The sequence below is a fragment of the Agrobacterium sp. B1(2019) genome (assembly GCF_008274755.1).
In the GTDB taxonomy this organism is placed as follows: Bacteria; Pseudomonadota; Alphaproteobacteria; order Rhizobiales; family Rhizobiaceae; genus Agrobacterium; species Agrobacterium salinitolerans.
This window is the reverse complement of record NZ_VTPB01000002.1, coordinates 55,525-80,777: the sequence shown is the minus strand read 5'-3', so window position 1 is coordinate 80,777 and position 25,253 is coordinate 55,525. Positions and strand designations below refer to the sequence as shown.

37 protein-coding genes and 3 pseudogenes are annotated in these 25,253 nt (G+C 56.9%); 20 read left to right on the top strand and 20 right to left on the bottom strand.

Going from position 1 to position 25,253, the window contains the following annotated elements:
- The first annotated feature begins 46 nt into the window (after positions 1-46).
- From AGR1_RS30110 to AGR1_RS15180, 7 genes and pseudogenes are all read left to right on the top strand, one after another.
- Entirely contained in the window at positions 47-169 is a 123-nt protein-coding gene (locus tag AGR1_RS30110; RefSeq protein WP_281406430.1) for a hypothetical protein, read from the top strand.
- A 491-nt stretch (positions 170-660) separates the two neighbouring features.
- Positions 661-1,083 (top strand): hypothetical protein, encoded by a 423-nt coding sequence (locus AGR1_RS15205; RefSeq protein WP_149147418.1) that lies wholly within the window; start codon positions 661-663, stop codon positions 1,081-1,083.
- A gap of 368 nt (positions 1,084-1,451) precedes the next feature.
- Positions 1,452-1,763 (top strand): annotated as a pseudogene (locus tag AGR1_RS15200) (NADPH-dependent oxidoreductase); the annotation flags it as partial.
- 266 nt (positions 1,764-2,029) lie between these two features.
- Positions 2,030-2,347 (top strand): PepSY domain-containing protein, encoded by a 318-nt coding sequence (locus AGR1_RS15195; protein WP_149147417.1) that lies wholly within the window; start codon positions 2,030-2,032, stop codon positions 2,345-2,347.
- Between the two features lie 27 nt (positions 2,348-2,374).
- Positions 2,375-2,983: a general stress protein gene (locus AGR1_RS15190; RefSeq protein WP_149147416.1), complete on the top strand. Its 609-nt coding sequence runs from the start codon at positions 2,375-2,377 to the stop codon at positions 2,981-2,983.
- Between the two features lie 68 nt (positions 2,984-3,051).
- On the top strand, positions 3,052-5,196 hold the full coding sequence (gene catE, locus AGR1_RS15185; protein ID WP_149147415.1) for a catalase C: 2,145 nt from the start codon (positions 3,052-3,054) through the stop codon (positions 5,194-5,196).
- A 42-nt stretch (positions 5,197-5,238) separates the two neighbouring features.
- Complete coding sequence (locus AGR1_RS15180; RefSeq protein ID WP_149147414.1) at positions 5,239-5,739, top strand: ferritin-like domain-containing protein; 501 nt, start codon at positions 5,239-5,241, stop codon at positions 5,737-5,739.
- A 4-nt stretch (positions 5,740-5,743) separates the two neighbouring features.
- On the opposite strand, the gene AGR1_RS29880 is transcribed toward AGR1_RS15180, so the two are convergent.
- Positions 5,744-5,977, bottom strand: coding sequence for a hypothetical protein (locus AGR1_RS29880; protein WP_246669687.1), 234 nt, complete (start codon positions 5,975-5,977; stop codon positions 5,744-5,746).
- On the opposite strand from AGR1_RS29880, the gene AGR1_RS15175 reads away from it, so the two are divergent.
- The 3 genes from AGR1_RS15175 (at position 5,870) to AGR1_RS15165 (ending at position 7,422) form a co-directional block, all read left to right on the top strand.
- On the top strand, positions 5,870-6,475 hold the full coding sequence (locus AGR1_RS15175) for a DUF6766 family protein (RefSeq protein ID WP_348640589.1): 606 nt from the start codon (positions 5,870-5,872) through the stop codon (positions 6,473-6,475). The two genes, AGR1_RS29880 and AGR1_RS15175, sit on opposite strands and share 108 nt — an antisense overlap.
- Before the next feature lie 10 nt (positions 6,476-6,485).
- Positions 6,486-7,097, top strand: a complete 612-nt coding sequence (locus AGR1_RS15170) for an isochorismatase family cysteine hydrolase (RefSeq protein WP_187772194.1) — start codon at positions 6,486-6,488, stop codon at positions 7,095-7,097.
- Positions 7,098-7,224: 127 nt separating this feature from the next.
- Positions 7,225-7,422, top strand: coding sequence for a hypothetical protein (locus tag AGR1_RS15165; protein WP_149147413.1), 198 nt, complete (start codon positions 7,225-7,227; stop codon positions 7,420-7,422).
- A 21-nt stretch (positions 7,423-7,443) separates the two neighbouring features.
- On the opposite strand, the gene AGR1_RS15160 is transcribed toward AGR1_RS15165, so the two are convergent.
- Positions 7,444-7,674: a hypothetical protein gene (locus tag AGR1_RS15160; protein WP_149147412.1), complete on the bottom strand. Its 231-nt coding sequence runs from the start codon at positions 7,672-7,674 to the stop codon at positions 7,444-7,446.
- A 151-nt stretch (positions 7,675-7,825) separates the two neighbouring features.
- Between AGR1_RS15160 and AGR1_RS29590 the strand changes: the two genes are divergently transcribed.
- On the top strand, positions 7,826-7,993 hold the full coding sequence (locus AGR1_RS29590; RefSeq protein ID WP_170985670.1) for a hypothetical protein: 168 nt from the start codon (positions 7,826-7,828) through the stop codon (positions 7,991-7,993).
- 143 nt (positions 7,994-8,136) lie between these two features.
- Positions 8,137-8,661 carry a sigma-70 family RNA polymerase sigma factor gene (locus AGR1_RS15150; protein WP_137412145.1) on the top strand — a complete coding sequence of 175 codons (525 nt, stop codon included), beginning with the start codon at positions 8,137-8,139 and terminating at the stop codon, positions 8,659-8,661.
- A 476-nt stretch (positions 8,662-9,137) separates the two neighbouring features.
- Here AGR1_RS15150 and AGR1_RS15140 read toward each other — a convergent pair whose 3' ends face one another.
- The 3 genes from AGR1_RS15140 to AGR1_RS15130 all read right to left on the bottom strand — a co-directional run bounded on the left by AGR1_RS15140 (position 9,138) and on the right by AGR1_RS15130 (position 10,648).
- The gene (locus tag AGR1_RS15140) at positions 9,138-9,365 is read right to left on the bottom strand and encodes a hypothetical protein (protein ID WP_137412147.1); all 228 of its coding nucleotides are present in this window, start codon (positions 9,363-9,365) and stop codon (positions 9,138-9,140) included.
- A 124-nt stretch (positions 9,366-9,489) separates the two neighbouring features.
- Positions 9,490-10,272, bottom strand: a complete 783-nt coding sequence (locus tag AGR1_RS15135) for a Crp/Fnr family transcriptional regulator (protein ID WP_137412148.1) — start codon at positions 10,270-10,272, stop codon at positions 9,490-9,492.
- 16 nt (positions 10,273-10,288) lie between these two features.
- Positions 10,289-10,648, bottom strand: coding sequence for a hypothetical protein (locus AGR1_RS15130; RefSeq protein ID WP_187772193.1), 360 nt, complete (start codon positions 10,646-10,648; stop codon positions 10,289-10,291).
- A gap of 298 nt (positions 10,649-10,946) precedes the next feature.
- On the opposite strand from AGR1_RS15130, the gene AGR1_RS15125 reads away from it, so the two are divergent.
- The gene (locus tag AGR1_RS15125) at positions 10,947-11,219 is read left to right on the top strand and encodes a DUF982 domain-containing protein (RefSeq protein ID WP_170985672.1); all 273 of its coding nucleotides are present in this window, start codon (positions 10,947-10,949) and stop codon (positions 11,217-11,219) included.
- A gap of 45 nt (positions 11,220-11,264) precedes the next feature.
- Positions 11,265-11,513 carry a hypothetical protein gene (locus tag AGR1_RS15120; protein WP_149147410.1) on the top strand — a complete coding sequence of 83 codons (249 nt, stop codon included), beginning with the start codon at positions 11,265-11,267 and terminating at the stop codon, positions 11,511-11,513.
- A 69-nt stretch (positions 11,514-11,582) separates the two neighbouring features.
- Here the strand turns inward: AGR1_RS15120 and AGR1_RS15115 are convergent, their stop codons facing one another.
- Positions 11,583-11,873: a hypothetical protein gene (locus AGR1_RS15115; protein ID WP_149147409.1), complete on the bottom strand. Its 291-nt coding sequence runs from the start codon at positions 11,871-11,873 to the stop codon at positions 11,583-11,585.
- 88 nt (positions 11,874-11,961) lie between these two features.
- Positions 11,962-12,618 carry a UdgX family uracil-DNA binding protein gene (locus AGR1_RS15110; protein ID WP_149147408.1) on the bottom strand — a complete coding sequence of 219 codons (657 nt, stop codon included), beginning with the start codon at positions 12,616-12,618 and terminating at the stop codon, positions 11,962-11,964.
- Between the two features lie 261 nt (positions 12,619-12,879).
- On the opposite strand from AGR1_RS15110, the gene AGR1_RS15105 reads away from it, so the two are divergent.
- The gene (locus AGR1_RS15105) at positions 12,880-13,653 is read left to right on the top strand and encodes a Crp/Fnr family transcriptional regulator (RefSeq protein ID WP_149147407.1); all 774 of its coding nucleotides are present in this window, start codon (positions 12,880-12,882) and stop codon (positions 13,651-13,653) included.
- On the opposite strand, the gene AGR1_RS15100 is transcribed toward AGR1_RS15105, so the two are convergent.
- Entirely contained in the window at positions 13,606-13,845 is a 240-nt protein-coding gene (locus AGR1_RS15100) for a hypothetical protein (RefSeq protein ID WP_137412154.1), read from the bottom strand. The two genes, AGR1_RS15105 and AGR1_RS15100, sit on opposite strands and share 48 nt — an antisense overlap.
- Before the next feature lie 54 nt (positions 13,846-13,899).
- Entirely contained in the window at positions 13,900-14,088 is a 189-nt protein-coding gene (locus tag AGR1_RS15095; protein WP_149147406.1) for a hypothetical protein, read from the bottom strand.
- 149 nt (positions 14,089-14,237) lie between these two features.
- Here AGR1_RS15095 and AGR1_RS29875 point away from each other — a divergent pair, with 149 nt between their 5' ends.
- From AGR1_RS29875 to AGR1_RS15080, 3 genes and pseudogenes are all read left to right on the top strand, one after another.
- Positions 14,238-14,441, top strand: a complete 204-nt coding sequence (locus tag AGR1_RS29875) for a hypothetical protein (RefSeq protein ID WP_035237037.1) — start codon at positions 14,238-14,240, stop codon at positions 14,439-14,441.
- Positions 14,442-14,483: 42 nt separating this feature from the next.
- The gene (locus AGR1_RS15085; protein WP_149147405.1) at positions 14,484-14,672 is read left to right on the top strand and encodes a hypothetical protein; all 189 of its coding nucleotides are present in this window, start codon (positions 14,484-14,486) and stop codon (positions 14,670-14,672) included.
- Positions 14,673-14,692: 20 nt separating this feature from the next.
- A pseudogene (locus AGR1_RS15080) lies at positions 14,693-14,974 on the top strand (DUF3175 domain-containing protein); the annotation flags it as partial.
- A gap of 189 nt (positions 14,975-15,163) precedes the next feature.
- Here the strand turns inward: AGR1_RS15080 and AGR1_RS15075 are convergent.
- The 6 genes and pseudogenes from AGR1_RS15075 to AGR1_RS15050 all read right to left on the bottom strand — a co-directional run bounded on the left by AGR1_RS15075 (position 15,164) and on the right by AGR1_RS15050 (position 18,111).
- Positions 15,164-15,654: pseudogene (locus AGR1_RS15075) on the bottom strand (DUF305 domain-containing protein).
- 132 nt (positions 15,655-15,786) lie between these two features.
- Entirely contained in the window at positions 15,787-16,233 is a 447-nt protein-coding gene (locus tag AGR1_RS15070; protein ID WP_149147404.1) for a CBS domain-containing protein, read from the bottom strand.
- Between the two features lie 43 nt (positions 16,234-16,276).
- Positions 16,277-16,591, bottom strand: a complete 315-nt coding sequence (locus AGR1_RS15065) for a plasmid stabilization protein (RefSeq protein ID WP_104679587.1) — start codon at positions 16,589-16,591, stop codon at positions 16,277-16,279.
- 41 nt (positions 16,592-16,632) lie between these two features.
- A complete protein-coding gene (locus tag AGR1_RS15060) occupies positions 16,633-16,809 on the bottom strand; it encodes a hypothetical protein (protein ID WP_187772192.1) in 177 nt (58 codons plus the stop codon).
- Between the two features lie 33 nt (positions 16,810-16,842).
- Positions 16,843-17,355: a DUF305 domain-containing protein gene (locus AGR1_RS15055; protein ID WP_149147403.1), complete on the bottom strand. Its 513-nt coding sequence runs from the start codon at positions 17,353-17,355 to the stop codon at positions 16,843-16,845.
- Positions 17,356-17,370: 15 nt separating this feature from the next.
- The gene (locus tag AGR1_RS15050; RefSeq protein WP_149147402.1) at positions 17,371-18,111 is read right to left on the bottom strand and encodes a glutaredoxin; all 741 of its coding nucleotides are present in this window, start codon (positions 18,109-18,111) and stop codon (positions 17,371-17,373) included.
- A gap of 547 nt (positions 18,112-18,658) precedes the next feature.
- Between AGR1_RS15050 and AGR1_RS15040 the strand changes: the two genes are divergently transcribed.
- Positions 18,659-20,134 (top strand): sodium:proton antiporter, encoded by a 1,476-nt coding sequence (locus tag AGR1_RS15040; RefSeq protein WP_246669660.1) that lies wholly within the window; start codon positions 18,659-18,661, stop codon positions 20,132-20,134.
- On the opposite strand, the gene AGR1_RS29870 is transcribed toward AGR1_RS15040, so the two are convergent.
- The 3 genes from AGR1_RS29870 to AGR1_RS15025 form a co-directional block, all read right to left on the bottom strand.
- Positions 20,121-21,077 (bottom strand): hypothetical protein, encoded by a 957-nt coding sequence (locus tag AGR1_RS29870; protein WP_246669659.1) that lies wholly within the window; start codon positions 21,075-21,077, stop codon positions 20,121-20,123. The two genes, AGR1_RS15040 and AGR1_RS29870, sit on opposite strands and share 14 nt — an antisense overlap.
- Positions 21,078-21,226: 149 nt before the next feature.
- Positions 21,227-21,805 (bottom strand): PIN domain-containing protein, encoded by a 579-nt coding sequence (locus AGR1_RS15030; RefSeq protein WP_137412164.1) that lies wholly within the window; start codon positions 21,803-21,805, stop codon positions 21,227-21,229.
- Complete coding sequence (locus AGR1_RS15025) at positions 21,795-22,241, bottom strand: excisionase (protein WP_065658844.1); 447 nt, start codon at positions 22,239-22,241, stop codon at positions 21,795-21,797. The genes AGR1_RS15030 and AGR1_RS15025 overlap by 11 nt, the downstream gene beginning before the upstream one ends.
- Positions 22,242-22,553: 312 nt before the next feature.
- Between AGR1_RS15025 and AGR1_RS15020 the strand changes: the two genes are divergently transcribed.
- Positions 22,554-22,874 carry a ferredoxin family protein gene (locus tag AGR1_RS15020; RefSeq protein WP_137412165.1) on the top strand — a complete coding sequence of 107 codons (321 nt, stop codon included), beginning with the start codon at positions 22,554-22,556 and terminating at the stop codon, positions 22,872-22,874.
- A 16-nt stretch (positions 22,875-22,890) separates the two neighbouring features.
- Here the strand turns inward: AGR1_RS15020 and AGR1_RS15015 are convergent, their stop codons facing one another.
- Both AGR1_RS15015 and AGR1_RS15010 read right to left on the bottom strand, forming a co-directional pair.
- On the bottom strand, positions 22,891-24,276 hold the full coding sequence (locus AGR1_RS15015; protein ID WP_149147400.1) for an amidohydrolase family protein: 1,386 nt from the start codon (positions 24,274-24,276) through the stop codon (positions 22,891-22,893).
- Between the two features lie 4 nt (positions 24,277-24,280).
- On the bottom strand, positions 24,281-25,204 hold the full coding sequence (locus AGR1_RS15010) for a LysR family transcriptional regulator (protein WP_137412167.1): 924 nt from the start codon (positions 25,202-25,204) through the stop codon (positions 24,281-24,283).
- Between the last annotated feature and the right edge of the window lie 49 nt (positions 25,205-25,253).

Sequence of the window (25,253 nt, the reverse complement as noted above, 5' to 3'; positions counted from 1 at the left end):
AATCGGCGGCAGAGTATCGATTTCAGGTGATAACCTGGAGGTCGAAATGATCTCCGTTATTTTCGCGTTGTGCGCGCTCGCGGCAACGTTCTCTGCCTGTCGGTATTTCGCCGCCGAGGCTCTGCTTGTCGAAAGCGAAATCGACAAGGCCATCGCAAGGCGGTTTTAATCGAGCGGAAAGGTTATCGAACTGGCGAATCTGCGAGAGGCAAATGCGGTCATGCGTAATCTTCTGCTGGACCTTCTGGAAAACGAAGCAACTTTTCCAGTCCAGTCAGCAAATCCATCGAGGATCGATTTGTGCAGGATGGGCGCCGCAAAGGTCCAGAGGTATCGGGAAATTCTTGCTGAAAGTCGGTACGTCTTGCAACAGCGTGGAGCCATTGGGGTCTTCGAAGACCACGGCTCAATTAGGGTCGACCAACACAGGTCTTAAGTTTACGAACAGCTCGCGCAGGGTCCTCAAGGGAGTGCTGTAGGAAGAAAGGCCTGAAGTTTTCCTTGTAGAGCGAACGATGCATCTTCTCGCTAATGGATCGCTTAACCCGATGCGACCTTCTTGACAAACCGGTTCTGCGTGGACTCCATCTGGAATTGCCGACGTGGTTTGACTATCAGGGTAGCGCGTCGCAGCTGAAGCGAAGCAAAAAGTGTATTCGCATGAAAGCTGATAAAGGAATCCGGATGTCGATCAGTGTACAGAGAACAATTCCTGCCGAGCGGATGCGCCAGTTCCATGAGATGGTTGATCGGTGGCTGGAAGAAGGGCCGATCAAGCTCGCGACCAACGCAACAATAACTGCCATGGAGAACGCCGGCATCCCAAAGGCCGAACAGGCAGCGATCATCGAGGACCGCGACATCATCATGAAATACAATATGCGCCTCGGTGTAATCAGCGAGGTATTCGGTCCCGCCATCGAGAAGGCGGTGGGGTCGTACCGCTCGGGACTTGAAGCACAGGACGAGATCGCGCGTTTGATTGTAACTGCAATGGGTCTCCGACAGGACGATGACAGCGAACAGGTCACGTTCACCTTCACGACCCAGAGTGAGGCAGATGTATTCGAAAAGGCCACTTGAAACATCACATTCGGCCCGCTGCGTCGGGTGCGGGTCAGAGCTTGGGAACGTGACCGTCAATGCGGCTGAAGAGCAGGCGAGATTAGCTCGGGGCTACCATCGATGAATGTGATCTCGTCCTGGCGAACTCATCGATTGTGCGAAGCACGTCGCCCTCGTTAATCTGCACCGACAAGGTTTCACTGTCGTGTTTGCGCGCCGCAAGAACGTTGGCGAGGGACTGCGCTTAACCGAAAGGCCGAGCAACCGCGTATGGCGGCTCCTCAGCACCGGCCGCTCTCGACGCCTATCCTCGGTGCTGCGCTGACGCTCGCTGCATCGGGATGTTGTGCCGGCGGCTCGCTCTGGGCACGGCGATTGCGCTTGAGTTTCTGGACGAGACCGACGAGCAGGGGCGTATGGTTTCCTATGGGAAAGTCGCCGCGGTGGCGGTCGTCGGAAATGAAGACGGTGCTCACCATGTTTCGGCGGAACTTTTCCAGGCCCTGATTGATGTCGGCTTCACTATTCCCACAAATGCGGTTGCCTACTGGGTGGGAGAAGCAATGGGTTCGAAGAATTTCATCGATCTCGATGAAACGCCGGACGCCGTTAAAACCATGGTCAGCATGCTTGTGCGCAACACGGTGCATCTGGCTCGGCTCCTTAAGAACAGTCAATATCCGGGCGACAAGGACTGACGTTATCAGGACGGCACTGCCGGCTTTTCCGCCAAGGACGTGGCATAAAACGGCTGCTACTCCTCAGCCATACCCCGTTCGGCGTCGAGATAAGGCGACCTTCGTGTGAGGCGACATTCTCCCTCGCCGATAATTATTTTCGGAACTCTCTGCATGTCGGTTTGTTCGAGAGGCGTTCATGCCGGCCCGAGATGGATTTTCCGTCTCGGAGGAAACTCCCGAAAGGGAGGGTCGCAATCCATGATCCTAGCGGAGGAAAAATCCAAATGAAGAAAACTGTATTCGTTACGTTGCTCTTAGGCGGCGGTGCGCTGTCGGCTTTCGCCCAGCAGATGCCAACCGCCAATCCGGGTGGCGATATGCCGGCTGTTGCGACACCGAGTGCCAATAATCCGACGGCTCCGGTGGAGGGCGCCAATAGCTTCACTGAAGCGCAGGCCAAACAGAGAATGGAAGAGGCCGGTTACACGCAGGTCAAGGACCTGACGAAGGACGACAAGGGTGTGTGGATGGCATCGGGCGTGAAAGGCGGCAAGACCGTGGCCATAGCGCTCGATTATCAGGGCAACGTCGTGGCCAAGTGAGGCGCGCAGGATTTTGGGAGAAGTGACATGAGAACCGTAACCGGACTTTTCGACGACTATGATGATGCAAGTGCCGCCGTTTCCGAACTGGAAAGAGCGGGCGTGCCGTCAAGCGACATTAGCATCGTGGCCAGCAACGCCGACAGGCGGCATGGAGAGGACTCCGATTCCAACGCAGCGGAGGGCGCAGGCACAGGTGCTGGCATCGGTGCGCTTGTCGGTGGCGCCGGCGGTCTGCTTACGGGGCTTGGATTGATGGCCATCCCGGGCGTGGGGCCGGTGGTTGCGGCGGGCTGGCTTGCCGCAACGGCAGTCGGGGCAGCGGGCGGCGCTGTCGCCGGTGGCGCTGCCGGCGGGCTTATCGGAGCCATGACTCGCTCGGGCGTTTCTGAAGAGGATGCCAATCTCTACGCCGAAGGGGTTCGCAGGGGCGGTACGCTGGTAACCGCCCGCGTCGAAGATAATCTGGTGCCGGAGGCCGAGGCCGTGCTCAAGCGGCAGGGCTGGGTGGACCCTGCGGAACGCCGCGCAGCCTATCGCGAACAGGGCTGGACGGGCTTCGACGAGGCGTCGAGACCCTTTGCGCCGGAAGACGTTGAGCAGGAGCGTAACCGGTACCGCCGCTCAGCAATTTGACGAACTCACCCGTCAGCCGGGGGCATGGTCTTGCGATCGCCCCCGGTCAACGCCTTGCAGGAGCTGACATGGCCAAAAAACCAGATTCCACCTCATCATCTGCCACCGCCACCATTCACGATCAGAAGCTTGTTCGGGGGGATGGCGGAGAACTGCACCAGACCGCGACCGGCGACGAGCCCGTGCTAACGACCGCGCAGGGCGGGCCGGTTGCAGACGACCAGAATTCCCTTCGGGTCGGTTCTCGCGGGCCGCTTGTCGTGGATGATTTCCATTTTCGCGAGAAGATCTTCCATTTCGATCACGAGAGAATTCCCGAGCGCGTGGTTCACGCCCGCGGTTACGGCGCACACGGCTATTTCGAGACTTACGACTCCCTTGCCGCCCATACCAAGGCCGATCTGTTTCAGCGGGCGGGTGAAAAGACCCCGGCCTTCGTGCGGTTCTCGACCGTCGCCGGCAACAAGGGGTCGGCCGACCTTGCGCGGGATGTACGCGGTTTTGCCGTGAAGCTCTACACGAGGGAGGGCAACTGGGACCTCGTCGGCAACAACATCCCCGTCTTCTTCATTCAGGACGCGATCAAGTTTCCGGACCTCATTCATGCCGCCAAGCAGGAGCCCGACCGCGCCTTTCCGCAGGCGCAAACCGCGCATGACACCTTCTGGGATTTCATCAGTCTCACGCCTGAAAGCATGAACATGGTCATGTGGATCATGTCGGATCGGACCATTCCACGCTCCTTCCGGTTCATGGAAGGTTTTGGGGTCCACACCTTCCGCTTCATCAACGCGAAGGAGCAATCGACCTTCGTGAAGTTTCACTGGAAGCCGAAGCTCGGATTGCAGTCGGTGGCGTGGAACGAGGCGGTCAAGATCAACGGCGCCGATCCCGATTTTCACCGGCGAGATCTCTGGACCGCAATCCAGTCGGGTAACTTTCCGGAATGGGAGCTGCAGGTTCAGCTTTTCGACCAGGATTTCGCCGACAGCTTCGATTTCGACGTTCTCGACCCCACCAAAATCATTCCCGAGGAGATATTGGCGCCGAAACCGGTCGGCCGGCTTGTCCTTGACCGTATGCCGGACAACTTCTTTGCCGAAACCGAACAGGTGGCGTTCATGACGCAGAACGTGCCGCCGGGCATCGATTTCAGCAATGATCCGCTGCTGCAGGGCAGGAATTTTTCCTATCTCGATACGCAGCTGAAGCGTCTCGGCGGGCCGAACTTCACGCATTTACCCATCAATGCGCCAAAGTGTCCTTTCGCGCATTTCCAGCAGGATGGCCATATGGCGATGCACAATCCGACCGGACGGGCGAATTATCAGCCCAATTCCTTCGGGGAAGGGCCAAGGGAATCGCCGCCGCGTGGATTCCGGCATTTCCCTGCTGAGGAGCAGGGCGCCAAGGCAAGGTTGCGGCCGGAAAGTTTCGCTGATCACTATAGCCAGGCCCGCCAGTTCTACATCAGCCAGACGCCACCTGAACAACGTCATATCGCATCGGCGCTCACCTTCGAACTCAGCAAGGTAGAAACTCCCGTCATTCGTGAGAGGATGGTCGCGCATCTTCTCAATATTGACGAAACGCTTGCCGCGACGGTGGCGCAGAAGCTCGGCCTGCAAGCCATGCCGAAACCGGCGGATGCCGCCATGCCAACCCGTCAGGATCTGGAGCCGTCGCCGGCGCTCAGCATCGTTCAACGGGGACCAAAACGGTTCGAGGGTCGTAAGCTCGGCATTCTCATTACCGACGGCGTAGACGCCAAGCTGCTGAAGGGGCTGACCAAAGCGGTCGAGGCAGAAAAAGCTGTCTTCGAGCTTATCGCGCCCAAGGTCGGCGGTGTAACGGCGTCGGACGCCACCTTTGTCGAGGCACATCACATGATTGATGGTGGGCCTTCGGTGCTTTTCGATGCGGTGGCGCTGCTGACATCGGCGGCGGCCATCGATGAGCTGATCATGGAGGCAACTGCGCGGGATTTCGTCGCCGATGCGTTCCAGCACTGCAAATTCATTGGCTACGATCAGTCGGCGCTGCCGTTACTGGAAAAAGCGGGAATTGCCGATGTCATGGATGAAGGGATGCTGCCATTGCCGGGTGAAGGGGGACTGGCTGCCTTCGTGTCAGAGCTCGGCAAACTTCGAGTCTGGGCGCGCGAACCGTCGCTCAAACTCGGCAAGGCCTCCGTCCCCGTCGATAAGCAGTGAAATACCCACTCTCACTCACCACCAAGCAACAGGAGACTAAAAATGGCTGAGAAGACATTGGAAGACCTTTTCCTCGATACGGTGAAGGATATTTATTTCGCGGAACGCCAGATTCTCAAGGCGCTCCCGAAAATGGCGCGGGCTGCGCAGTCAGCGGAGTTGAAGGCGGCATTCGAAAAGCACAGGGACGAGACTGAGGTCCACGTGGAGCGATTGCAGAATGTCTTCGAGTTGCTCGGCAAGCCGGCACGCGGCAAGACCTGCGAGGCGATCCAGGGCATTATCTCGGAAGGCGAGGAAATCATGGAAGAGTTCAAGGGCTCTCCCGCGCTCAATGCCGGGCTGATTGCTTCGGCGCAGGCCGTGGAGCACTACGAGATCACCCGTTATGGCACCTTGAAGACATGGGCGGTCGAACTCGGCATGAAGGAAGCGGCCAAATTGTTCGAGCAGACGCTGGGCGAAGAAAGCGCAACGGATACGGCCCTCTCTTCGCTTGCCCAGGCACGCGCCAACGTGAAGGCTAAATCCAAGGCGGCATGAGCCGTCACGCGGACGTGCCGCCGATACCGGCGGCGCGTCCAATTTTACAGTTGTCTCTTTCATGCGAGGCTGAACCATGAGGCTGTTTCGCGACAATGGATTGACGATTGTCCTTGTCCTGACTTCCCTTTTGACGATCGGTGGCATGCTTGCGACCGGCTGGGTCGTTTACAACGAGGAGCTTGCGCAGCATCAGGCGATGCCCCTGACGCTTCTTTCCTACGCAAAGAGCGGCCATTTTCTTTCCGCCCTGTTCGAAAACTGGGAGAGCGAATTTCTCCAGATGTCGGCATATGTCATGCTGACCGCTTTTCTTTTTCAGAGAGCCTCGTCGGAATCCAAAAACCCCGATAGAGCTGCATCCCAGGACGAAGATCCCGCACAAAAAGCAGATGATCCCGAGGCGGCCTGGACGGTGAAAGTAGGGGGATTTATCCGCACCCTTTATTCCTATTCTCTGGGATTGGCGCTGTTCTTCCTTTTCATCGTCAGTTTTGTTCTCCATCTGAAATACAGCGCGGACGCAGGGGCAGTGGAAGCCGCCATGCACGGTGAGCCCGAGACAACGCTGTTTGAGCATCTGGGACGTGCGGAATTCTGGTTTGAATCCTTTCAGAACTGGCAATCGGAGTTTCTTTCGACCGCGGTTCTCGTCGTTCTCTCCATCTTCCTGCGCTTCCGCGGGTCGCCGGAATCGAAACCCGTTGCCGCTCCTCACACTGAGACCGGCGGATAGGGAGGAGGAATTGATCGAGTTTTCACCCGTGGGAGACTGGCGGCACCTGTGCGTCGATATGCAGCGTGTCTTTGCCGAGGATACGCCGTGGCATGTGGAATGGATGGACCGCATCAGCAAAGAGGTGGAGGCCGTGGTTCAGGCGGACCCTGCCCGCTGCATCTTCACCTGTTTTATGCCGCCGAAAACCGTAGAAGAGGCCCCCGGCGCATGGCGGGCTTATTATGAAAAATGGCCGATGATGACGCAGCAGTCGCTGGCCCCGGAACTGATGGGTGTGATACCAGCGCTATCGCCCTACATACCACCCGCCCGTATCTTTCGTAAAAGCGTGTACTCACCCTGGCAGCATGGAGGCCTTGGCGACATCCTGCGGGAGGAACGGGTTTCAACACTGGTGATTACCGGCGGCGAAACAGATGTCTGCGTTCTCGCCACCGTTCTGGGAGCGATAGACCAGGGTTTTTACGTCATTCTGGTCGAAGACGCGCTTTGTAGTGGAAGGGATGCGACGCACGATGCGGCGTTGAAGCTGCTGTCCGGCCGTTTTTCGACGCAGTTGCAGGTGTGCGATACGGCGACCCTCCTTGCGGCGCTTCCCAGGCAATCCGCTCCGCCGTGAAGACCCTAATATGAGAATTGCTTCGGGCGATTAGCGGAAGCAACCAGCGGTCTTCACCGAAGAAAAGGAACAAGCCTGCCCGAGCGAAGTTAGGCCGCCTATCTTCACACGAACCGGAGGCTCCACCATGGCCCAAACCGTTGATCACGAAACCAGCAACAGCCTGAATATCGAGGCGGCCAGTCCCAAGGTGATCAAGATCATAGTGGGGGAGCGGACGGTGCTCGAGGGCGTGCTGAACACCGGCAGCGTCTTGAGAGTGCAGACAAAGGAAGGCGCCGAGCCACAATCCATCGAACTTGTGATCGAGGACCTGGCTCGGTGAAGATTGTGGTGTGCTGCCGGATTAACCCTGGAAATTGCCCTCGTTGGTATCCCGTTCGTCATAGTTCAAATCCCAGTCCTTCTTGGGTTTCTTGACGCCTGGCGGCAGTTTGTTGACGGTTGCGTCGTCCGAACCGGTGATGACCCTAGGCTTAGCGCTCGCCACGCCGTTGTTTTTCGAGGTTTTCTTGCCGCGCGCAAATTGCGGTTCGCTGTCCTTGTGAATTTGCTTCAGCTTGTCGTTCTTGTTCATCACATCCTCCTTGATCCCTCCCTAACAATTTTACAGCGCCGCTGTTCCCTCAATGCCTCAGCAAGATCGGAACCTGTCCATAGCGCTGCGGTTAGAAGACTTGCCGGATAGCGGATCCGCCATTCCTGTAACTATAAGCGGAGATCAAGCGATGAGCCGACCCGACAAGGACACCCAGCCGGAGCCCGGTACGGACGATGCCCGTTCCGGTGATAGTGAAGAAAGCCGCCGGGACAGGGAACAGGCGAGAAAGAACGCGGAACACATGATCGAACAGAGGTGGCGAAGGCAACCGCCCGGGCGCGCGGATGAGGTCTGAAAGCAACTCCTCTTTAAAGCATCGCGCGCGACTGCGGTTTTCCAATCGACGCCGTCGAAATCCTCATTGATTTCACCATTGTACGTTGGCGTACAGCAACCAAGCGTCCGTCGAGACATTTCCCATGGTGAAAGGATGGGAAAATGGCCAAGCACGCTGTGAGTGGAGTTTCCGGAAACACATTGAGTGAAGCGCAGCTGGAGGTGTTGCGCATCGGTATTGCGGACCTGGCGCCGGCCCTGACGGCTTTCGCGCGACGCTTCGTCAGAAATGAGGAGGATGTTGACGATCTCGTTCAGGAGACGATGTTGCGGGGGCTTCGGGCTCTACATGGTTTTACCCCCGGCACGGCGTTGAAATCATGGCTCTTCACCATTTTGCGTAACACGTTCTGCACTCGCTACAAGGTGTCGAGGCGTGAGTGCGTCGGCTTGCCAGTCGGTATCGAGCAATCCATGTCTACGCCTGCCAGCCAGGAATGGCGTGTGCAGCATCAGGAGGTCATGCGGGCTATCCGCCATCTCGACAGGGACCAGAAAAAAGCTCTGCTGCTCGTGGCGGCAGGGACGAGTTATTCCGATGCCGCCGCCATCTGCGGCTGCCGTGTGGGCACCATCAAAAGCCGCGTCAACAGGGCGAGGGAGTCGCTACGTCGAAATCTGGACTGAGTGCTGGTGACAGCCAGCCGCGCGCCGCAGACAGGTGGGGACTACCTGTCCTGCTGGTGACCTTGATGTGTCGTGTTTATCTTTATGTTTGCCTGCCTCCCGGTCTGGGTTGAAACCTTCTGTTCCTTGGCGGCGGAGATTTCTTCCGTGTTCAGACGGTCGTTGTCGCCGGGCCCTTGCTGGCTTCTGTTCTCTTCGGGAATGGGGAGTGTTTTCCTGGTCATGTTATACCTCGTCCGGCATGAGTTCAGTGGAGCGACCCGAACCATGCTTGCGCAGGTTTGTTCCCCTGTCCGTCGACGCCTTTCATATTGCAGGCGAGTGACGCCACGGATGGATGAATGGGAAACCGGAACGCATCATTCCGTCCCTGGGCGTGACGAGGTCCGCGATTATCCGAAACCGTAAGGGAACGTCCTTTAAGACGTCATCGAACCAGAGACCAAGGCGAACCGACAACGCGTAAGGCTGGAAAATCAGCCGACAAGCAATTTGGTTCGAAAATAGAGAGTTGCCAGCCGCTGTAGTTTCAGCGGATCGACAACGCCGCGATCATACATTTTCAGGACATAGCGGGCGACGTCTGCCCGGCACAAAGCCGGATCGCGTTCTGCGGACAGAACATTTTCGTAGGCTGCCTTAACGATGTTGATGTCTTCGTTCAGAAAAATTCCGGAACTCTTGTACTCGTGATTGGCGTGCATTTCACCTCCTTGAAACGCATCCTGCATTTCACAGCGTGAGGGAAGATGAATCCATACTATAGGGAAATGGCCAAACGTAAATGTTCGGAAGCGTACCGAAGGACGATTGAGAAGGCCGTGCGCACTACCGAACCCCGCTGCTTTCGAGAATGACGAGGTCGTCAAGCGGGATTTCAGACTGGTATTCGCGCAGAAAGCGGGCGAATACACGATTGCTTTCCTCTTCAGGCATGCCGTAGAGATCGCGCGCATAGTTCTCGAGCATGTCGCGGTTCCTGATCGTAATTCTTCCCCTTTCGGCACGAATGAACCCATGGCTTTCGAGAACGTGGAGGGCGTCCGTTACACTTGCGCGCCTGACGGCCAGCATGGTGGACAAAAAGTCGTGGGTCAGGGGCAGATGATTGCCTTCTATACGGTCGTGGCACATCAGCAGCCAGCGGGCGAGTCGCTCCGTTACAGACTGGGTGGCATTGGAAGACGCCGTGTATTCCACCTGCGTTCTGGAGATGTGCAGGGCACCGACAAGAATATCGAAAAAGACCCGGTATTTTTCAAGAAGCGTTTCAAACGATCGCATCTCCATAAAAAGGGCTTCGCCAGGAACCTGTACCACGATTTCAGTCAGGTTTGTTTGCGCGCCAGCGACCGCCCCTGTCGGCACAAATCCCTCTCTCCCGACAAGTCCTGCTTCTGTTTTGCGCTCCGATTTGGTGATGACCACGACGGAGGCAATGCCGGATGACAGGAAGAAAACACGCTCGACGGGCGCGCCGGCGGAAATCAATACATCGCCCAATGCGAGCTTGATGGGCTTACAGACGCCCGTTACTTCGCGCCTGATGTCATCCGGCAGAAGAGAAAGCAGAAAATTCGTTTCGCCATCGCCCTCGGCTTGTTTCAGCATAATACGTGCCTCGCTTTTAATGTCTGATGCCCCCTCCTTGCGCCATCAAAGCGGAAACAATGTTCTCGATGTCTTCCGAACGTGCGGAGAGGACAAAAGGTCCCGGCTCGCTGTCAATAACCGTCTCTGGCACGAAAAAAAGATAAGGAATTGCCTCTTCGTCCAGTTGTTCGGTGAGACGCAGCATGACGTCCGCCTCGTAACGAACGTCAATAATCGCCGCGGCAAGTTTGAGAGCGTCTTCACTTTCAATGAAGCTCGCCGAGTAGGGTCCCTCGAGGCCGATCTGGGCATGAAACCACGCCATTCGGATTTCCGATGTAACAGTATCTGTCATGCCGATGATTGCGATGGTGAGGCGTTTAACGGTCTGCATGCTTTACTCCTCGCCTGCCATCGGCATGCGTGTGCCTGTTCCACACCATAACGCCAGAGCAAGGATATTTCAGCCGCCCGGTCACTGAATTTATCAAATAAGCGCAAGGGGAGTGCTGCAGTGTCAGAGATTGATCCTGAAAAACAGCGGCCAATGCTGAAATTCGAGAGGTAATGATCCGATGTTCTAGCGTCTTGCTGCGGAACAATTGGGCATGAGCGGGGTTGGGGCGTCTTCCGGATTGGAAGGATTTCCTTCTTCGAGATGCGAGCCGGTGTTAGCGAGGGAAGATAAGACAATGACCACCATTCCGCTGCTCGGTGCCGGTGCGCTTGAGATTTCGCTGGTCAGCCGGCAGTTTCTGATCGCCGACATGAAAGAGGCAATCTCTCTGCTGGAAGAACACTGGCCGGTAAAAACCGGTGTCCACTATCGTCTTGCCCTCAGGAGTTGCCGCCTCGCTCTGTTGCGAAATGGCCCCTCAACCGTTGCACGGGAACACCTGATTGCCGCGTGCCTGGAGGCGGGCGTGAGCCATAAAGCCGTTTCCATCAATCAAATCCGTCTTTAGGTCAGGTCCATGCGAACTTGTATTCATCCATAGGGGAGGTATCCGATGGCGGGGAAAAACAATGACATGGCTGATGAGCCGCGGGAAAACATCAGACCCGAACAGGATATGAACCGGCCGTTAAGTGAAAGGCTTGACTCGAAATTCTCGCCCATCGGCATAGATGATGGCGATTTTCGCGGGCGCAAACGGACATGGAAAACCATGATGGTCTACACGCTGGTCATATTCGCCCTCGCTGTTGCGATTGCACTCTATTTTCTGACAGGAACACATCCCGGCCGCGCGATGTGAGGCGAGGCCGGGATATGTTCCGGTCTATACTTTGCCGGCTGCCAGATCGAGGCTGCTGATCGATGGAAATCAGACTTCTTCGCTTCTTCGCCGCAAGGGAATATCCACCTGATAGGGGACAGCCACCATCAGTTGCAGGGAGGTGCGCAACAGGTTCGGTGCCGTCGTGTCGGTCAGGGTGAGATGGGCGGTCGCAGCAAGGCGTTCTGCCTCGTGCGTCGGGACCACATTGCTCTCCAGCAGCTTCGCAGCCGCCAAAGCCAGGTGGCGGCTGGGGTAAACTGCCCTCATGACCTCACAGACGACAACGGCCCACCCGTTCTCATGCGCGATGATTTGATATTCGATGTTCTTTTCCATGGTGTTCAGCCTCCCTGTTCGGTCGCACCTAACCACGATGGGAAAAGCTTGTTCCGCACTTTGGGGCGATTGCGGCAGGCCGGTTTGGCTAAGTCGTCGCGCCAAGGATTTCGCCTATTTTGTGCAGGTCGGAGACGAAGGCGCGGTGCTGTCGATCCGCCTCCTGCCGGTCGCGAAGGCGCAGCAGATAAGACGGATGGATGGTGACGAGAAGGCGTGTGCCGCCCGGCGTCAAAAGAACATGCCCGCGTTCCTTCGTCACGCCGCTTGCGCGTCCCGTCAGCGCGTAAAAGGCCGTGGCGCCCATCGCCACGACAAGGTCTGGCTCGACGATCCGCAGTTCTGCACCCAGCCACCACGCGCAGCGCTGCACCTCCCCGCCGTTCGGGCGGGCATGCAGACATCGTTTCCCACGCTGCTCGAATTTGAAATGTTTTACGGCGTTGGTCACATAACATTGCGAACGATCCACACCCGCTTCTTTGAGGCATTCGTCGAGCACGCGGCCGGCCGGACCAACGAAAGGCCGTCCTTTCAAGTCTTCTTCATTGCCGGGCTGTTCGCCGACGAGGACTACGCGCGCCCGGGTGTCGCCGTCGCCGAAAACGAGCTGGGTGGCGTTCCTGTAGAGATCGCATCTTTCACAGCTTTCCGCTTCCTTGCGCAAAGCGCCAAGTGAGGGCGCGCCGGCGCTTTCGGGCTGGAAGGCGGGTGGCGGATGGTTTTTGCGCGTGCTTCTTGCCAAGGTGGTGGCTCCCCGCAGATACGGCCATCTCTCCCCTTCCGTAACAGTGGGGGTCTACATACCCAATGACCGGGTTTCGATATATGATGCTGCCTGAAAAATGGGCCAAAATTTGAACTTGCGTCCATCTGCGGTGCAGGAACGATCGTTCTACCAATTCGTACGGAAACGTACTCACTGTTTTCATGGGATTTTCCGCTGCTAATATGACTGCCGCAGGTTGATGTTTTTTCGAGCAAAGGGGCGACCGGGCGAACCGCTATGCTTGGATCAGATTTTCTTGTTTATAACCGATTGTTGAAGACCCTCGGCACAGAACGCCTGTCGCAGCTTGCGTCACGGCTGGAGCCCGTGGATCTTCCGGCGGGACATCGGCTCGTTGCCGCTGGCAAGCCCATTTCTCATCTCTGTTTTATCGATACCGGTCTTGCATCGACGGTTGTTCATGATGACGGCGGCAAAAGCATTGAAGCTGTGCTTGTTGGGCGAGAGGGCATCACCGGCTGGCCCGCACTGCTGGGCGCGGAAACCACGCCGGACGAAACCGTCATGGGCGTGGGCGGTCGTGGCTTCCTGATTCCGGCCGTTGAAATACGGCGGGAAATGGAGGAAGACGCGCGCCTGCGTGAGCTTTTGCTGGGCTATATCAACATCTGCCTGCTTCAGGCCAGCCAGCTTGTGCTTGCAAATGGGCAATATGGTCTGCGGGAAAGGCTCGCACGCTGGCTGCTGATGTGTCATGACCGCCTCGATACGGATGATCTGCCGATTACCCATGAGTTTCTCTCCACCGTTCTTGGGGTGCGGCGGCCTGGCATTACCAACGAGCTGCATGTTCTCGAAGGCATTCATGCCATTCGCGCTAGCCGCGGAAATGTCCGCATCGTCAATCGCGGTATACTGGAAGACGTCGCCGACATGACCTATGGCGTCCCCGAAAGAGAATATGAAACACTGATGGCCCGTATGCGGACGGATGATGCCCTTTCAGTCCTTTCGGTCCAGCGCATCGGTGAAACGGACGACTTTCAGTAAGTCATGCTGCTTGTTACGGATAATGATGCATCCTTGGGAGATGTCACGCCCTTGCAGGATCGCCTCGCTCATCAAGGCGCGGGCGTCCTTGCGCGCCTCTTCGATCGCTTGGTCGAGGGAAGGGAGCTCGCTTCCCTCCGGGTCATCAAGGACGTTTTTACCGCTCATTACATTGAAGAAAAATCTTGGCATTGCGGGTCTTCCCAAGAAACGATGGTCGCCGCTGACGCATGGAGTGGCCTGTCCCTAGCCAAACTGCCGCAAATATTGCGCCTGTTTTTCAAGCCGTGCGGCAAGTTCGGAAATGCTCATATTCGTCGCGCATAGATGGATGGCGCATTCCAGGAAGTGCAGGGATGAGCGTCGGAGAAAGTCCTGCTGCTGCTCATGCGCCATTCTGGAGATGGGATCGGTTTTTCCGGATTTATCCGTCATCGTCTGTTCCCTCGGTTTGAATTCTGGGTCGCCTAACCAGCGGAGCGTGCAATTGTTTCGAAAAAAATCCCGCTGTTGCCTCCCGGTCTTCGCGGAACATTGCCGAGGCAAAGTGGTTGGGAAGCGTTGAAACCCAACCGGAGGCAATGATGACCAATAATTCTCCACGAGACGGTGCTCCCGGCACCACCGACCAATCGCCGCGATGGGAAGGGCCGAAGGAAAGCCGACCCAGAGGCTACATGAAACCCACGGACGACCCCGAGCACGATCGGGATGCTGTCGGTGAAAATCTCAAGGACCCACGGAAGAAGCGTGTTTCCGATGCAATGAAAACCCGCGACGACCAATAGGCCAGCGGCTTCTCCGCTGCCACCCGACGACAGGAGGAATAAATGTCCACCTCGACGAAAACACCGGCAAGTATCCGGCAGGGCGGGCCGGGCTCTTCCCATGAAAACGCAAAAGCCGCCCTGGAGATCAAGAAACCTGCGGCAGACAATGACAAACGTTCAAAGACCAGGGTTTCCGGGGGAGGGGGTGAGCGTGACAGTCACCACACCTATGACCCCGAACGAAAATAATGATCCGCCGGGAGAGAACGATGAAAAAGGCAAAAAAGAAAAAGAAGTGGTCACAGAAGGTGACCAGGGATAGCGATGCGCTCGATCTTGAGAAGGAGGTATTCACCAAAGACGATCCCTCACAGATCGCACGTTCGCTGAAAGCCTCGGCGGAACAATCCTCGAGGCGCAAGACCAGCCCTTTCCGGTCTGCAATGTCAATGCTGGTGTTTTACATCAACCGTGCTGGCCGGACGTTGCCCGGAAAACGCAAGAACGTGCTGGAAGATGCGAAGGATGAGCTTCGCAAGGCATTCGGGAAATCGCGATGGACGCACGGGCACTCGCTTTTGGCCCCTACCGCGAAGCGCGAAGGAGGGCTGGGGGCCGTACAGTAGAAATTGCTCCTCATGTAATATTAAGTCCCGGAACTCCTGTGACGCGCCATGCCCCCGGGAAACGCAGGATGACGACGCGGCGACGTCAACAGGCGCGGCCAGAGACGCCGGCGATTATCTCGAAGGGCCACCGATCTCTGTGTGGAGGCGCTCGTCGATTGCGTTCATTTGCTCGATTTCGGCGCGCTGGCCGCGGGAAAACTCCGCACAGAGTGCCATAAGTTCCGGATCGGTGATCTTCGCATTTCTGCACATGAGAATGGCGCCGGAATGATGGGGGACCATCGAAGCAATGAATTGTCGGTCGCCGATCAGGGTCTGGTTGCGCGTACCGGTGAAAGCCGCCACGAAGAGGAGGGCGAGGCCGGCATGGAGAAAAAGGTTCAGCCGCTTGTTCGGATACATCCCACCCATGGTCGCGAGCATGAGGATGCCCATTGGCGGAACCATGGCTAGGGCTATGTAGACCATGTTGAGATTGTTCCGGAAGTCGCCCCAGCCGTCGATCATGGAGAACTCACGAGGTACGCAACCACCAAGCTGAGGACCATGTCAACGGCGAAAGCCGCATAGGGATGGCCGGCGGCGCGGGCTTTCCCCCTCATGATCGGCGCCGTGATTGTCGTACATCCGGTCCTCCCGTTGCCGCACAGCGGCTTGCCCCGGGGAGGAGCGAAGCCCTCCCCAGAGATGATCTAATGGGCGGAGCTAGTCAAAACAGGCTCGTGGCTATAGGGTTAATGCGGCTGCACGCCCGACTGGCTGTGGATCCCGCCGGGACGGGAGATCGCTGCCAACGCCTCGCCCACGCCGTTGCCGTTGGTTTCCACGGCGACATCGCCAAGGGACAGGATTCCCACCAACTGCTTGTTGCGGTCGAGGACGGGGATACGGCGGATCTGCTGGTCGCCGAGATTGCCGCAGACATCTTCCACATCCTCGTCATCGAAGCAGTATTTCACTTCCCTGGACATGATGTCGCTCGCTTTGGTATCCGGACCTTTGCCTTTGGCAACTGCGCGAATTGCGATATCCCGGTCGGTGAGCATTCCCACCAACTTTCCTTCCTTGCCGACCGGCAGGACACCGGCATCGATTTCCGCCATGATGCGGGCTGCTTCCTGAATGGTTCCTTCCGCATTCACGACACGCACATCATGCGTCATGACCTCCTGGACTCTCATCGCGGTAACTCCTTCTGACGGTAAATCCTTGCTGCGCACCCGCTTAGTGCTGGGCGTGCTGCTCATTGCGCTTGCGGGTGGCGGCGGCCTTTTTGGCGGAACTGGATCGCTCTGCCTTCGGTCTTGCAGCAGCTGCCTCGCCACCTTTGCGGCCACCCTTTTCGGAAGAGGCGTGGTTCTCGGCATGACCGCGACCGGAGCCGGATTTCTTGCCGCCGCCGCTTTCCTTGTTCACGGTGGCCCAGGCACGCCGCTCGGCCTCTTTCTCGCCGACGCCGCGATCCTCATATCCTTCTTCGATATGCTCGGCCTTGCGCTTCTGTTTGTCCGTATAGGAAGACTTGTCACCACGGGGCATCGTGCTTCTCCTCTTGGTTGAAGCGCCCCTAACTCCAGTGATCAAACGATGTTCCCGAAGATATGAGATCGATTTTCCGCGTTCTGGATCAGCTTGGCCAAGGTCCGTTTTCCGGAGATACGGGGAAAGGTTTCGAGCGTGATGTACGCGAAGGTCCCGACGATGACCGTTCGTAGCATGCCCTGCCAATTCTGAAAAAACAACTCAGACCAATCCATGATCCATCTCCGTTTGTCGACGGCGTTAGTCTGTTATTGCGCGGGCGCAGGCGCGCCACGGTCGCGATAAGACGTGAGGTCGGGAGCGTTTTTCGCAAGCGGATGCGCTTTGAGGTCAGCGATGAGCGCTTTCATCTCGCCGATTTCACGGACCTGTGCTTCAATGATACCGTCTGCCAGTTTGCGCACCCGCGGATCTCTGATATGTGCGCGCTCGCTGGTCATGATAGCAATCGAGTGATGTGGGATCATTGCCTCCATGTAGGTTACATCGGACACCGTCTCCTGGCTACGGACGAGCCAGAGCGACACAGCGAAGACCACAACGCTCCCTGCCAGGATGGCAGCCTTGATGGCTATGTTCTTGTACATTGACCACATGAAGCCGATCATTACCATCGCCATGGCCGCGCCCATCAGAAGCGCCATCCACGTTCTCGTCTGACTGTACGTGACGTGATCGAGCGCGTAGGTATTCAAGTACATCAGACCGAACATAATCACGGTTGAGGTGACAATCATCGCAGCAAATCGTCCGTAGGACATGGCTGTCTCCTTACACTATTTTACAAGCATCCAGACCGCCATCGCGATCATCATCAGATTCTCAGTGAGTGAGATGAACCCGAGGGGGACATTGCTGTCACCGCCTACGCAGGCGCATTTTAGTTCACGGCGGTCAATGTAGACGGCCTTGAACACCGAAACGGCACCGATAGTCCCGATCACCAGTGCAACCGGAATAGCCAGCCATAAAAACACGCCGGCGATCATCAGGATGCCGGCTAGCGCTTCGCCAAATGGATAGAGGTAGGCATAGCGAACCCAGCGTTGGGCCAGCAGATCGTAGCCGAGAAACATGTTGGAGAAGCTTTCGATGTTACGAAGCTTCAGGATTGCCAGTATGCACATGGATATCGCGATGAACCATTCCCCAGCGCGGACGGTCAGCGTGCCGCTAAACGCCGCCCAACTCAACGCAATGGCCATCAGCGCGGCAATCGCAAACACCGCAATCACCGGCTGATAGGTCACAGCTTTTGGATCGCGAACAGTCTTACCGAAATGACGACGCAAGTCGTCGTATCCCCCGATCCGCTGCCCATCGATGAATGTCTGAGGCGTAGTCTTGACGTCGTGCTCGGCCTTGAAGGAGTCGGTCTCCTCGCGGGTTCTCAGCCAATTGTCGTCAACGGAAAAATCTTCGCGTTTCAGTAGATCGATTGACTTTAAGCCGAACGGACAGATGTGGTCGGGCATGACCATTCGGTAGATCGTCGCCTTGCGGGAATGAGCATTCATCCGATCACCTCCGATCCCTAAGCGTCTCGCGCGGTCGAACAAGTCGACGAGTTCGTCCAGTTTTTGCCGCTCACCCTATCGCCAGACCTCATGGCAGCAGCAACGAATTTGGCGCGTGATCGCGAAGAATCTCGCTTTCAGCGCGGCCGTCGCCGCCCGGATCTGATGCAGGATATCGATGCAATAGTGATCTTCTGAGGCCATTCGAGCCGAGCCTTGAACCTGACCGGCATCCGGTTCAGTCGAACAATTTTGGCCCGCTTGCGGTCGCCGCACATCAGTATCTCCATACCCTAGGGGCGTATTGGGAACGGTTGCGGCCCGCTTTCGTTCCCAGCGGCAGATAAAGTTGAACCACTCAATTGCTAAGAGCTCAACTGTTTGGTCAGCTCGCACGTTTATCGAAGACGCGTCAGCATAAAGGGATGGAGGCGTATCCGGAACGGATTTCTTGATCAGGCGCAAAGAACGGAGCGCAAAGACGCACCTCTCGCGGCAACCAGAACCTTGGCGAAGCCGTTTGTCGCAAACCGGAATACCTGACCGCATGAGCAACGCGATTTGGCATTTTGTACCAACGCTAAATTGGAAGGAATTTATCGGTGGTCTTTCCATATTCGAACTTTCCGCAGTGCTACTGACGTTGTCGGCCATCCTTGGATGGATTAACCACCGGTATCTGCCCATGCCCCACACGATCGGGCTGCTCGTCATGAGCGTCGCCGTCTCTCTCATTCTGGTCGCCATCGACGCCGCTGTCCCCGAACGTCACCTTTTTGACCCTTTGACCAGCGGTCTTTTGCAGATCGATTTCAACGCCGTTGTGATGCAAGGCATGTTGGCCTTCCTGCTTTTTGCTGGCTCGCTGCACGTGGATCTTGGAAAACTTCGAGATCGCGCCGTCCCCGTCGCCATTCTGGCCACCTTTGGGACGGTGATGTCTACCGTTATCGTCGGTGTCAGCATGTGGGGCATCGCGAAGCTATTCGATCAACCCCTGTCGCTGGCCTGGGCAATGGTATTCGGTGCTTTGATCAGCCCAACAGATCCGGTCGCTGTTTTGAGCACCTTGAAAAACGTCAAGGTTCCGCCGAACCTCGAGGTGGAGATGCAGGGGGAATCGCTTTTCAACGATGGCATCGGGATCGTTCTGTTCACGATCACGCTCTTGTTTGCAACCGTCGGCACGGGTAAGCAGACGACTGCGTCGGCAGTGATTGAATTGTTGGCCGTTGAGGCAGGCGGCGGGCTTTTGTTGGGAGTTGCAACCGGGTTCATAGCTTATTGGGCAATGCGGTTGATCGATGACTACGCTGTCGAGGTTTTGATCTCCCTGGCTTTAGTGACCGCGACTTATGCGATCGCCCATAGACTGCATGTAAGCGGCCCGCTTGCGGTGGTGGCCGCAGGCCTTCTGATCGGCTATCATGGACCTCGCGACGCCATGAGTGACAAAACGCAAACTTACGTCTTCAGTCTCTGGACGCTCATCGACGAAATTCTGAATTCCGTGCTATTCCTGCTGATCGGGCTGGAAGTTCTTGTGCTTCAATTCGACACCAAAGCATTGACTATCGCAATGGCGACCATTCCAGCAGTGCTTGCGGCGCGGTTGATTGCAGTCGGCGCTCCGGCGGCTTTCTCTTGGTCTCACGAATTGATGTCCCTGCGAAATGTACCGTTTTTGACATGGGCACACGCCGGGGAAGATCAGGAGGCCGAAGGTAAGTTGATTGAGCGGCACGCCTCGGCCTTTGACAACCCCGTTCGGGGATGCCGCAAGTGCCCCAAACATCAGGCCGAGATGTTCGATTTTCTGGCTGGCTGTCTCCTCATTCCAGACGCCATTTCTGCGGAAGCCGATCTCGGTGAGAGTCGACGTTTTGAAGCGGATGAGATCTGCCATCTCCATCGCAAGCCGAGGGGGTGCGCCAACGACACCGGAGAGCAGGTCTGGATCCTCGAATGCCTCGGTCAAACGCCCTTTTTCGTCCTCATCTCGCAGCCAGCTAGAAGCCGCTAGTCGAGGAGTGAGTGCACTCCCGCCATAGGTGATCCCAGGGAACCGGATTGCGTACCGCTGCTTCGTCGCTGCCGCTTGGAAACGTCTGTAGTCCGTCGACCCCGAGATGATGGAGCGCCGGACCCATTCCAGAAGGCAGGCTGCCGAAGTCGTCGGGAAGATGCCAGGCAAGCCGGCGCCGCTCCGCCGGGCTAATGTCTTCCAGATCGTGGCCATATAACGACCTGGACTGATGTGGCAGTTTCGCTTTGAAGTAGCCGTTCGGCAGGCCGTATCGGCGCTCAATGCGGCCGAGGATGTCGAAGCTTGCGACTGAGCGAGGCACACGCTTGCCCTCTATCCACGACAGCAAGGTTTTCGCATCGAAAGATTCGTCTATCCGAACGACCGCTCTATGGAGTTGCCAGTAACTCTCGCCAAAGCGAAGCATCTGATAGGCGAGGGCATCGGCGAATGAACTCGGGTCTTCGTTCGCCTCGAACAATGGTTCTGGTTTGTCGGAACCTGGTCTCGGCTTAGAGCCGGGGCGGCCAGTTAAACGGGAGCTGCCGACCTCTTCGACTCCGTGATGCTGGTCCATCGGGGAGGGGGCAAACTTGTTCGTGGCACGAGCTTTGGGCCTCGCTTGCGGTCTTTTGCCTTTCTTGGCGTCGTCTTCTACAGGCGGCTCCTTCAGCCAGCGCATGATCGCATCCAGTGCTGGTCGCAGTTGCTTCTTCAACGCTGTCGTCAGCGCTTCATCGATCCCGCAATCGTGTGCGATCTGCCGCCAGTCATAGCGGTTGTTTGCAAGAGCCGGCGTCTTTCGAAATGTGATTAACGCCAGAAGGTAGGCGCGGAGGTTGTCCACTACCCAATCCGGCGCAACGGGAACAATGCGGACATCGCAGTAGGTCGAGATCTTTTTCTGGAAATGGCGTTTGGAAAGGTCTTCGTTTGGCATGTGTCATCCCATATTTTCTCGGGGCCTCAGGCCGAGGGCGTGCGGAATTAGGGGCAGACGGTTAAGAAACCGTAAAGTTCATAAGGACGACCCTATGACCCAAGAAAGTTGTCGGGCGGTCTCGTCAATTTTTCAAGGATTGCGCGGGCTCACGTCAATCCGGTTATGTTCCGGCGAAGCATCCCTGAAAACTTCTTCAACCCGCCTTGATGAAGCGCGTCGACGAACGCCTCAACCGATGGGATCGACTTTCGCAGATTGTGTCTCGCACTTTTGACACTGGAGATTAGCGCTTCCGGAAACGCCGCATGGAGATCGGTGAGGAAATCATCTGGCGACTTGCTGGTCACACCATGGGCGAGAAGGTGGCTTGCGGGAAAGTCCTTCAGGTTCCAGGTGACGATGACGGAGGCTTTGCCCGCGATGGCTGCCGCGAGGACATGTCGATCGTCGGGATCCGGTAGCGTGAGATCTGCAATAAGCGGGCGATGGTCCCCGACCGCTGCCTCTGGGAGGACCGCGTTCATCCGGTCGCGCGTAGCTTCCAGGCGGTCGATGGACAAACCTGGTGTGTTGACGGCGAGATTGCGCATCCACTCATCATGTATATCGTCGGTCCAGCGCGCCTCGACGAGACCGTCGAAGGCGCATTGGATCAGAATGTTGCGGAGGTGGAAGGGGTAGAGGACGCAGGCATCGTAGACCGCGACGGGCGGATTAGAGGCCATAGGTCTCGATCAGGTCCTCTGTGTCCTCGGCAAGTGCTTCCATTGCCATCTGTCGTTTGTCGAGCTTCGACTTCAACGCGAGCACATCCTTCAGGAGGGCGCGGCGGTGTTTGCCGACGTAGCGGAATGGCAGATCGCCACGGTCCATGCGCAAGACGACGAGCGGACGAGAGATGCCGAGAATGGCTGAAGCGTCACTTGGGCTCACTTCCTGGTCCTCGGCCAGCACTGCAACGCGCTCCCCGCGCAGCATATGCGCCAGAAGGGCTTCGACAGCTGCGGCGGCCGAGGGTGGGATCGGGAGCGTGCGCGCCTTGCCACCTGCATCACGAACGTGGAGTTCCAGCCTGTCGCCGGCAACCAGCTTTGGCAAGGGCGTAGCTATTTTTCGGTCGCGATCTGACAGTCTGGCGAAATGAACAATTTGGCTGGCCATGCGATATCTCCTTAGCCGTTAAATATAGCGAAAAAGACCTCTATCTGCAATAACTGAAAGTGTGGGTTGGTTGCAATGGTGATGGTTCTTCGGAACGCAGGTTCGATTCCGATCAAGAGCTTGGCCCTCAACAGCCTTTCTCGAATCCACAGCTCGCGATGCAGTCAGCGGGAAAGCAGCGCTATCTGTGTCAGGGCATACACTTGCTTAAAGGCAGGGATGGGCATTGCCATTTCGGCAACATAGCCTGCTAAACATTGGTCTGTTCAAGAACGCATTCCTTTGACACTATGCCAAAAAGGAGTAATTTCAATGGCATATATCGTCACGGAGCCTTGTATCGACGTCAAGGATGGTGCCTGTGCGCAGGTCTGTCCGGTGGATTGTATCTATGAGGGTGGCCGGATGTTTTACATTCATCCCGATGAGTGCATTAACTGCGGGCTTTGCCTGTCTGTCTGTCCCGTCGATGCCATTCTTTCGGATGACGCCGCAGCTGGTCGAATGGATTTTATGGCTATCAACCGCGACTTCTTCGGTGCCGATATTAGTAATATCGGCTCACCCGGGGGGTGGGAAAAGTGGCGTTCTACCGCCATGGATCATCCGCAGGTGGAGCATTTCGGACGATAAGGGGCTTCAGGCAGAGCTATGCGCCGGCCATCTGTTCACGATAATACCGGCGGGCCGCATCGGAGAGTGACTTTGCCAGACCACGCTGCTTTTCGAGCCGTGGCAGATCGGCTTTTGCCTGAGCGCGGAGTTCGCTGCGGGCATTGTCAAAATCCACATTGACGAGCTTGCGATCTCTCATCACGGTCGACCCACCGACAATCAGCCCTCGGGCATACCGGCCGGTCATTCGCGTCATGAGCGTCTCAGGCACATCGACATCCGTGAAAATCGCGTCCTGCGTCAGACCACGATAGTCGATACAGACAAAGTCTCGGGCGGGGGGTGCATTGATAACCTGTGCTGCGTGATGAATGGCGGCTTTCAATGTGGTCTGCGCTGTCATTTTCTCATCCAGGTCGCACCCTGCCTGCAGAAGGCGAAAAAGTCTCATCTCACGCCAGAGATCCTGATCATCATCCAGGCTCGTTCCGTCAAGACCAATGGCGACTTTCAGACCGGCGCGCATCGCATCTGATGCAGGTGCGATACCTGAACGCAGGCGGAGATTGGCAGACGGGTTCGAAACCAGCTGGACGCCGCGTTCGGCGAGCAGTTCACATTCGGCCTGTGTCAGTTGCACGCCATGCGCGACGGCAAGCCGCGGAGACAGAAAGCCGATATCATCGAGATATCTGACGACTCCATTCGGAAACCGGCGGTCGAGCCAGGCGCGTTGCCGTGGGCTTTCCAGCAGGTGCATGTGCACACGGCGGTTATTGTTTGCAGATGCATCTGCGATGGCTTCAAGCAGGGCATTCGAACACCACTGCGGCCCGATCGGTCCATACTGGATATCAAAAAGCCCCCCTTTATTTTCGGCTGCGACAATATCCACAGCCTCCAGCTGGCGCGCAATCGAAGCGTATCGGGGGATGGTGTCCTCAACTGCGCCCCATTCGTCTACCGACATAAAAGGCCTGAGCCGCCGTGGACCCCCGCCATAGGCCCACGGATCGAAGTCGAGCATGGGGCAGGAAAGAGCAAGCCGGATGCCAACATCCGACGCCGCCTTGCACACAAGCGCGGCCTCGGTGATCAGGCTTTCCGTATTCAGCGAGTTGTGGCAATGCATCGTTCCGCCAACGCCATTCAGAGCAAGTCGGGAGAAGGCGACGAGTGCTTCCAGATAAGGGTCAGTGCGTGGGCGCAAGCGTAGCCAAGGAATCCAAACTTCCAGTGCGTCATCGAATGCAGCAAAATCGAGTGTCCGGATGCCGTAGCCGTGGTCATGTGCGTTGATCGGAGCTGGCATGATCAGGTCGCCGCCGCGTGCGCCTGACCGGTCTGAAACAGAAGCGTCCTGCACGTCTTCAAGTGTGGGGTTACCCTTGGCCGGCACGTGCAATAGGCTCAGTTGCATCAGGCTATTCCCCTATGTAGACTTTTAACCTGGATGTGAATTCTTCAAGTTCGGTGCTTAGATACTCGATCACCAGCTCGGTCGCCCGGGTCAGTTGTCGACGCCGTGGCGTGACGATGCCGACCTCGATATCATTGACGCGCGAGCCGGATATGCGGATCGCGACGACCTCGCCAGCCTCCAGTTCACGAAGAAAACCAAGCGGGGTGAAGAATGCCACTCCTGCACCCGAAAGGATCAGCGGTTTCAGCATCATCTGGCTATTGGTGGCCACGAACGTCCGGCTGACACGATCGAGTGCGCCGAGTTCGACCGCGACCATAGAACTCATCACCTCGTTATCGAGCTGTAGTAAAAGCGGAAACTGGGCGCATTCCTGTAGGGTAAGGCTCTTTTGTCTGGATAGCGGGTGGTGCGCGGCAACGATTGCCATCAACGGCATTTTGACGCTGAAGACACACTCGATATCGTTGGGTCGCGCCAGATCGAATGTGACGCCGATGTCGCAGTCGCCCTCTGTCAAAAACCGGAAGATGTTGTTGTAGCTCTCTGTTCTGACGCGGAAATCGATCGCGGGGTGGCGTGTGTGGAACCCACGCACCAATTCCGGCAAAAACTGCACTGTCAGACTGTCAAGACAGGCTATGTGAACCCGTCCGGTTTTCTTGCCTGTCAGGTCGCCAAGATCGGATCTCATGATCGAATAGTCGTGTAACGTTTCGCGGGCATGGCGGAGCACGATTTCACCCGCCATGGTCAGCCGGAGACCATCGGAGAACCGCTCGAACAGCGGAGTTCCCAGCTCATCCTCCAGCTTCTTGATTTGTCGGCTCAGGGCGGATGTCGCCACGTTCAACTCTTCCGACGCCTTTCGGATAGAGCCGGATCGCGCGACTTCCGTAAAATATTTCAGGATACTTGCATGCATGCTTATCTCCGGTCAGCATCAGTGCGCATTTCGGAAGTCAATAACACGC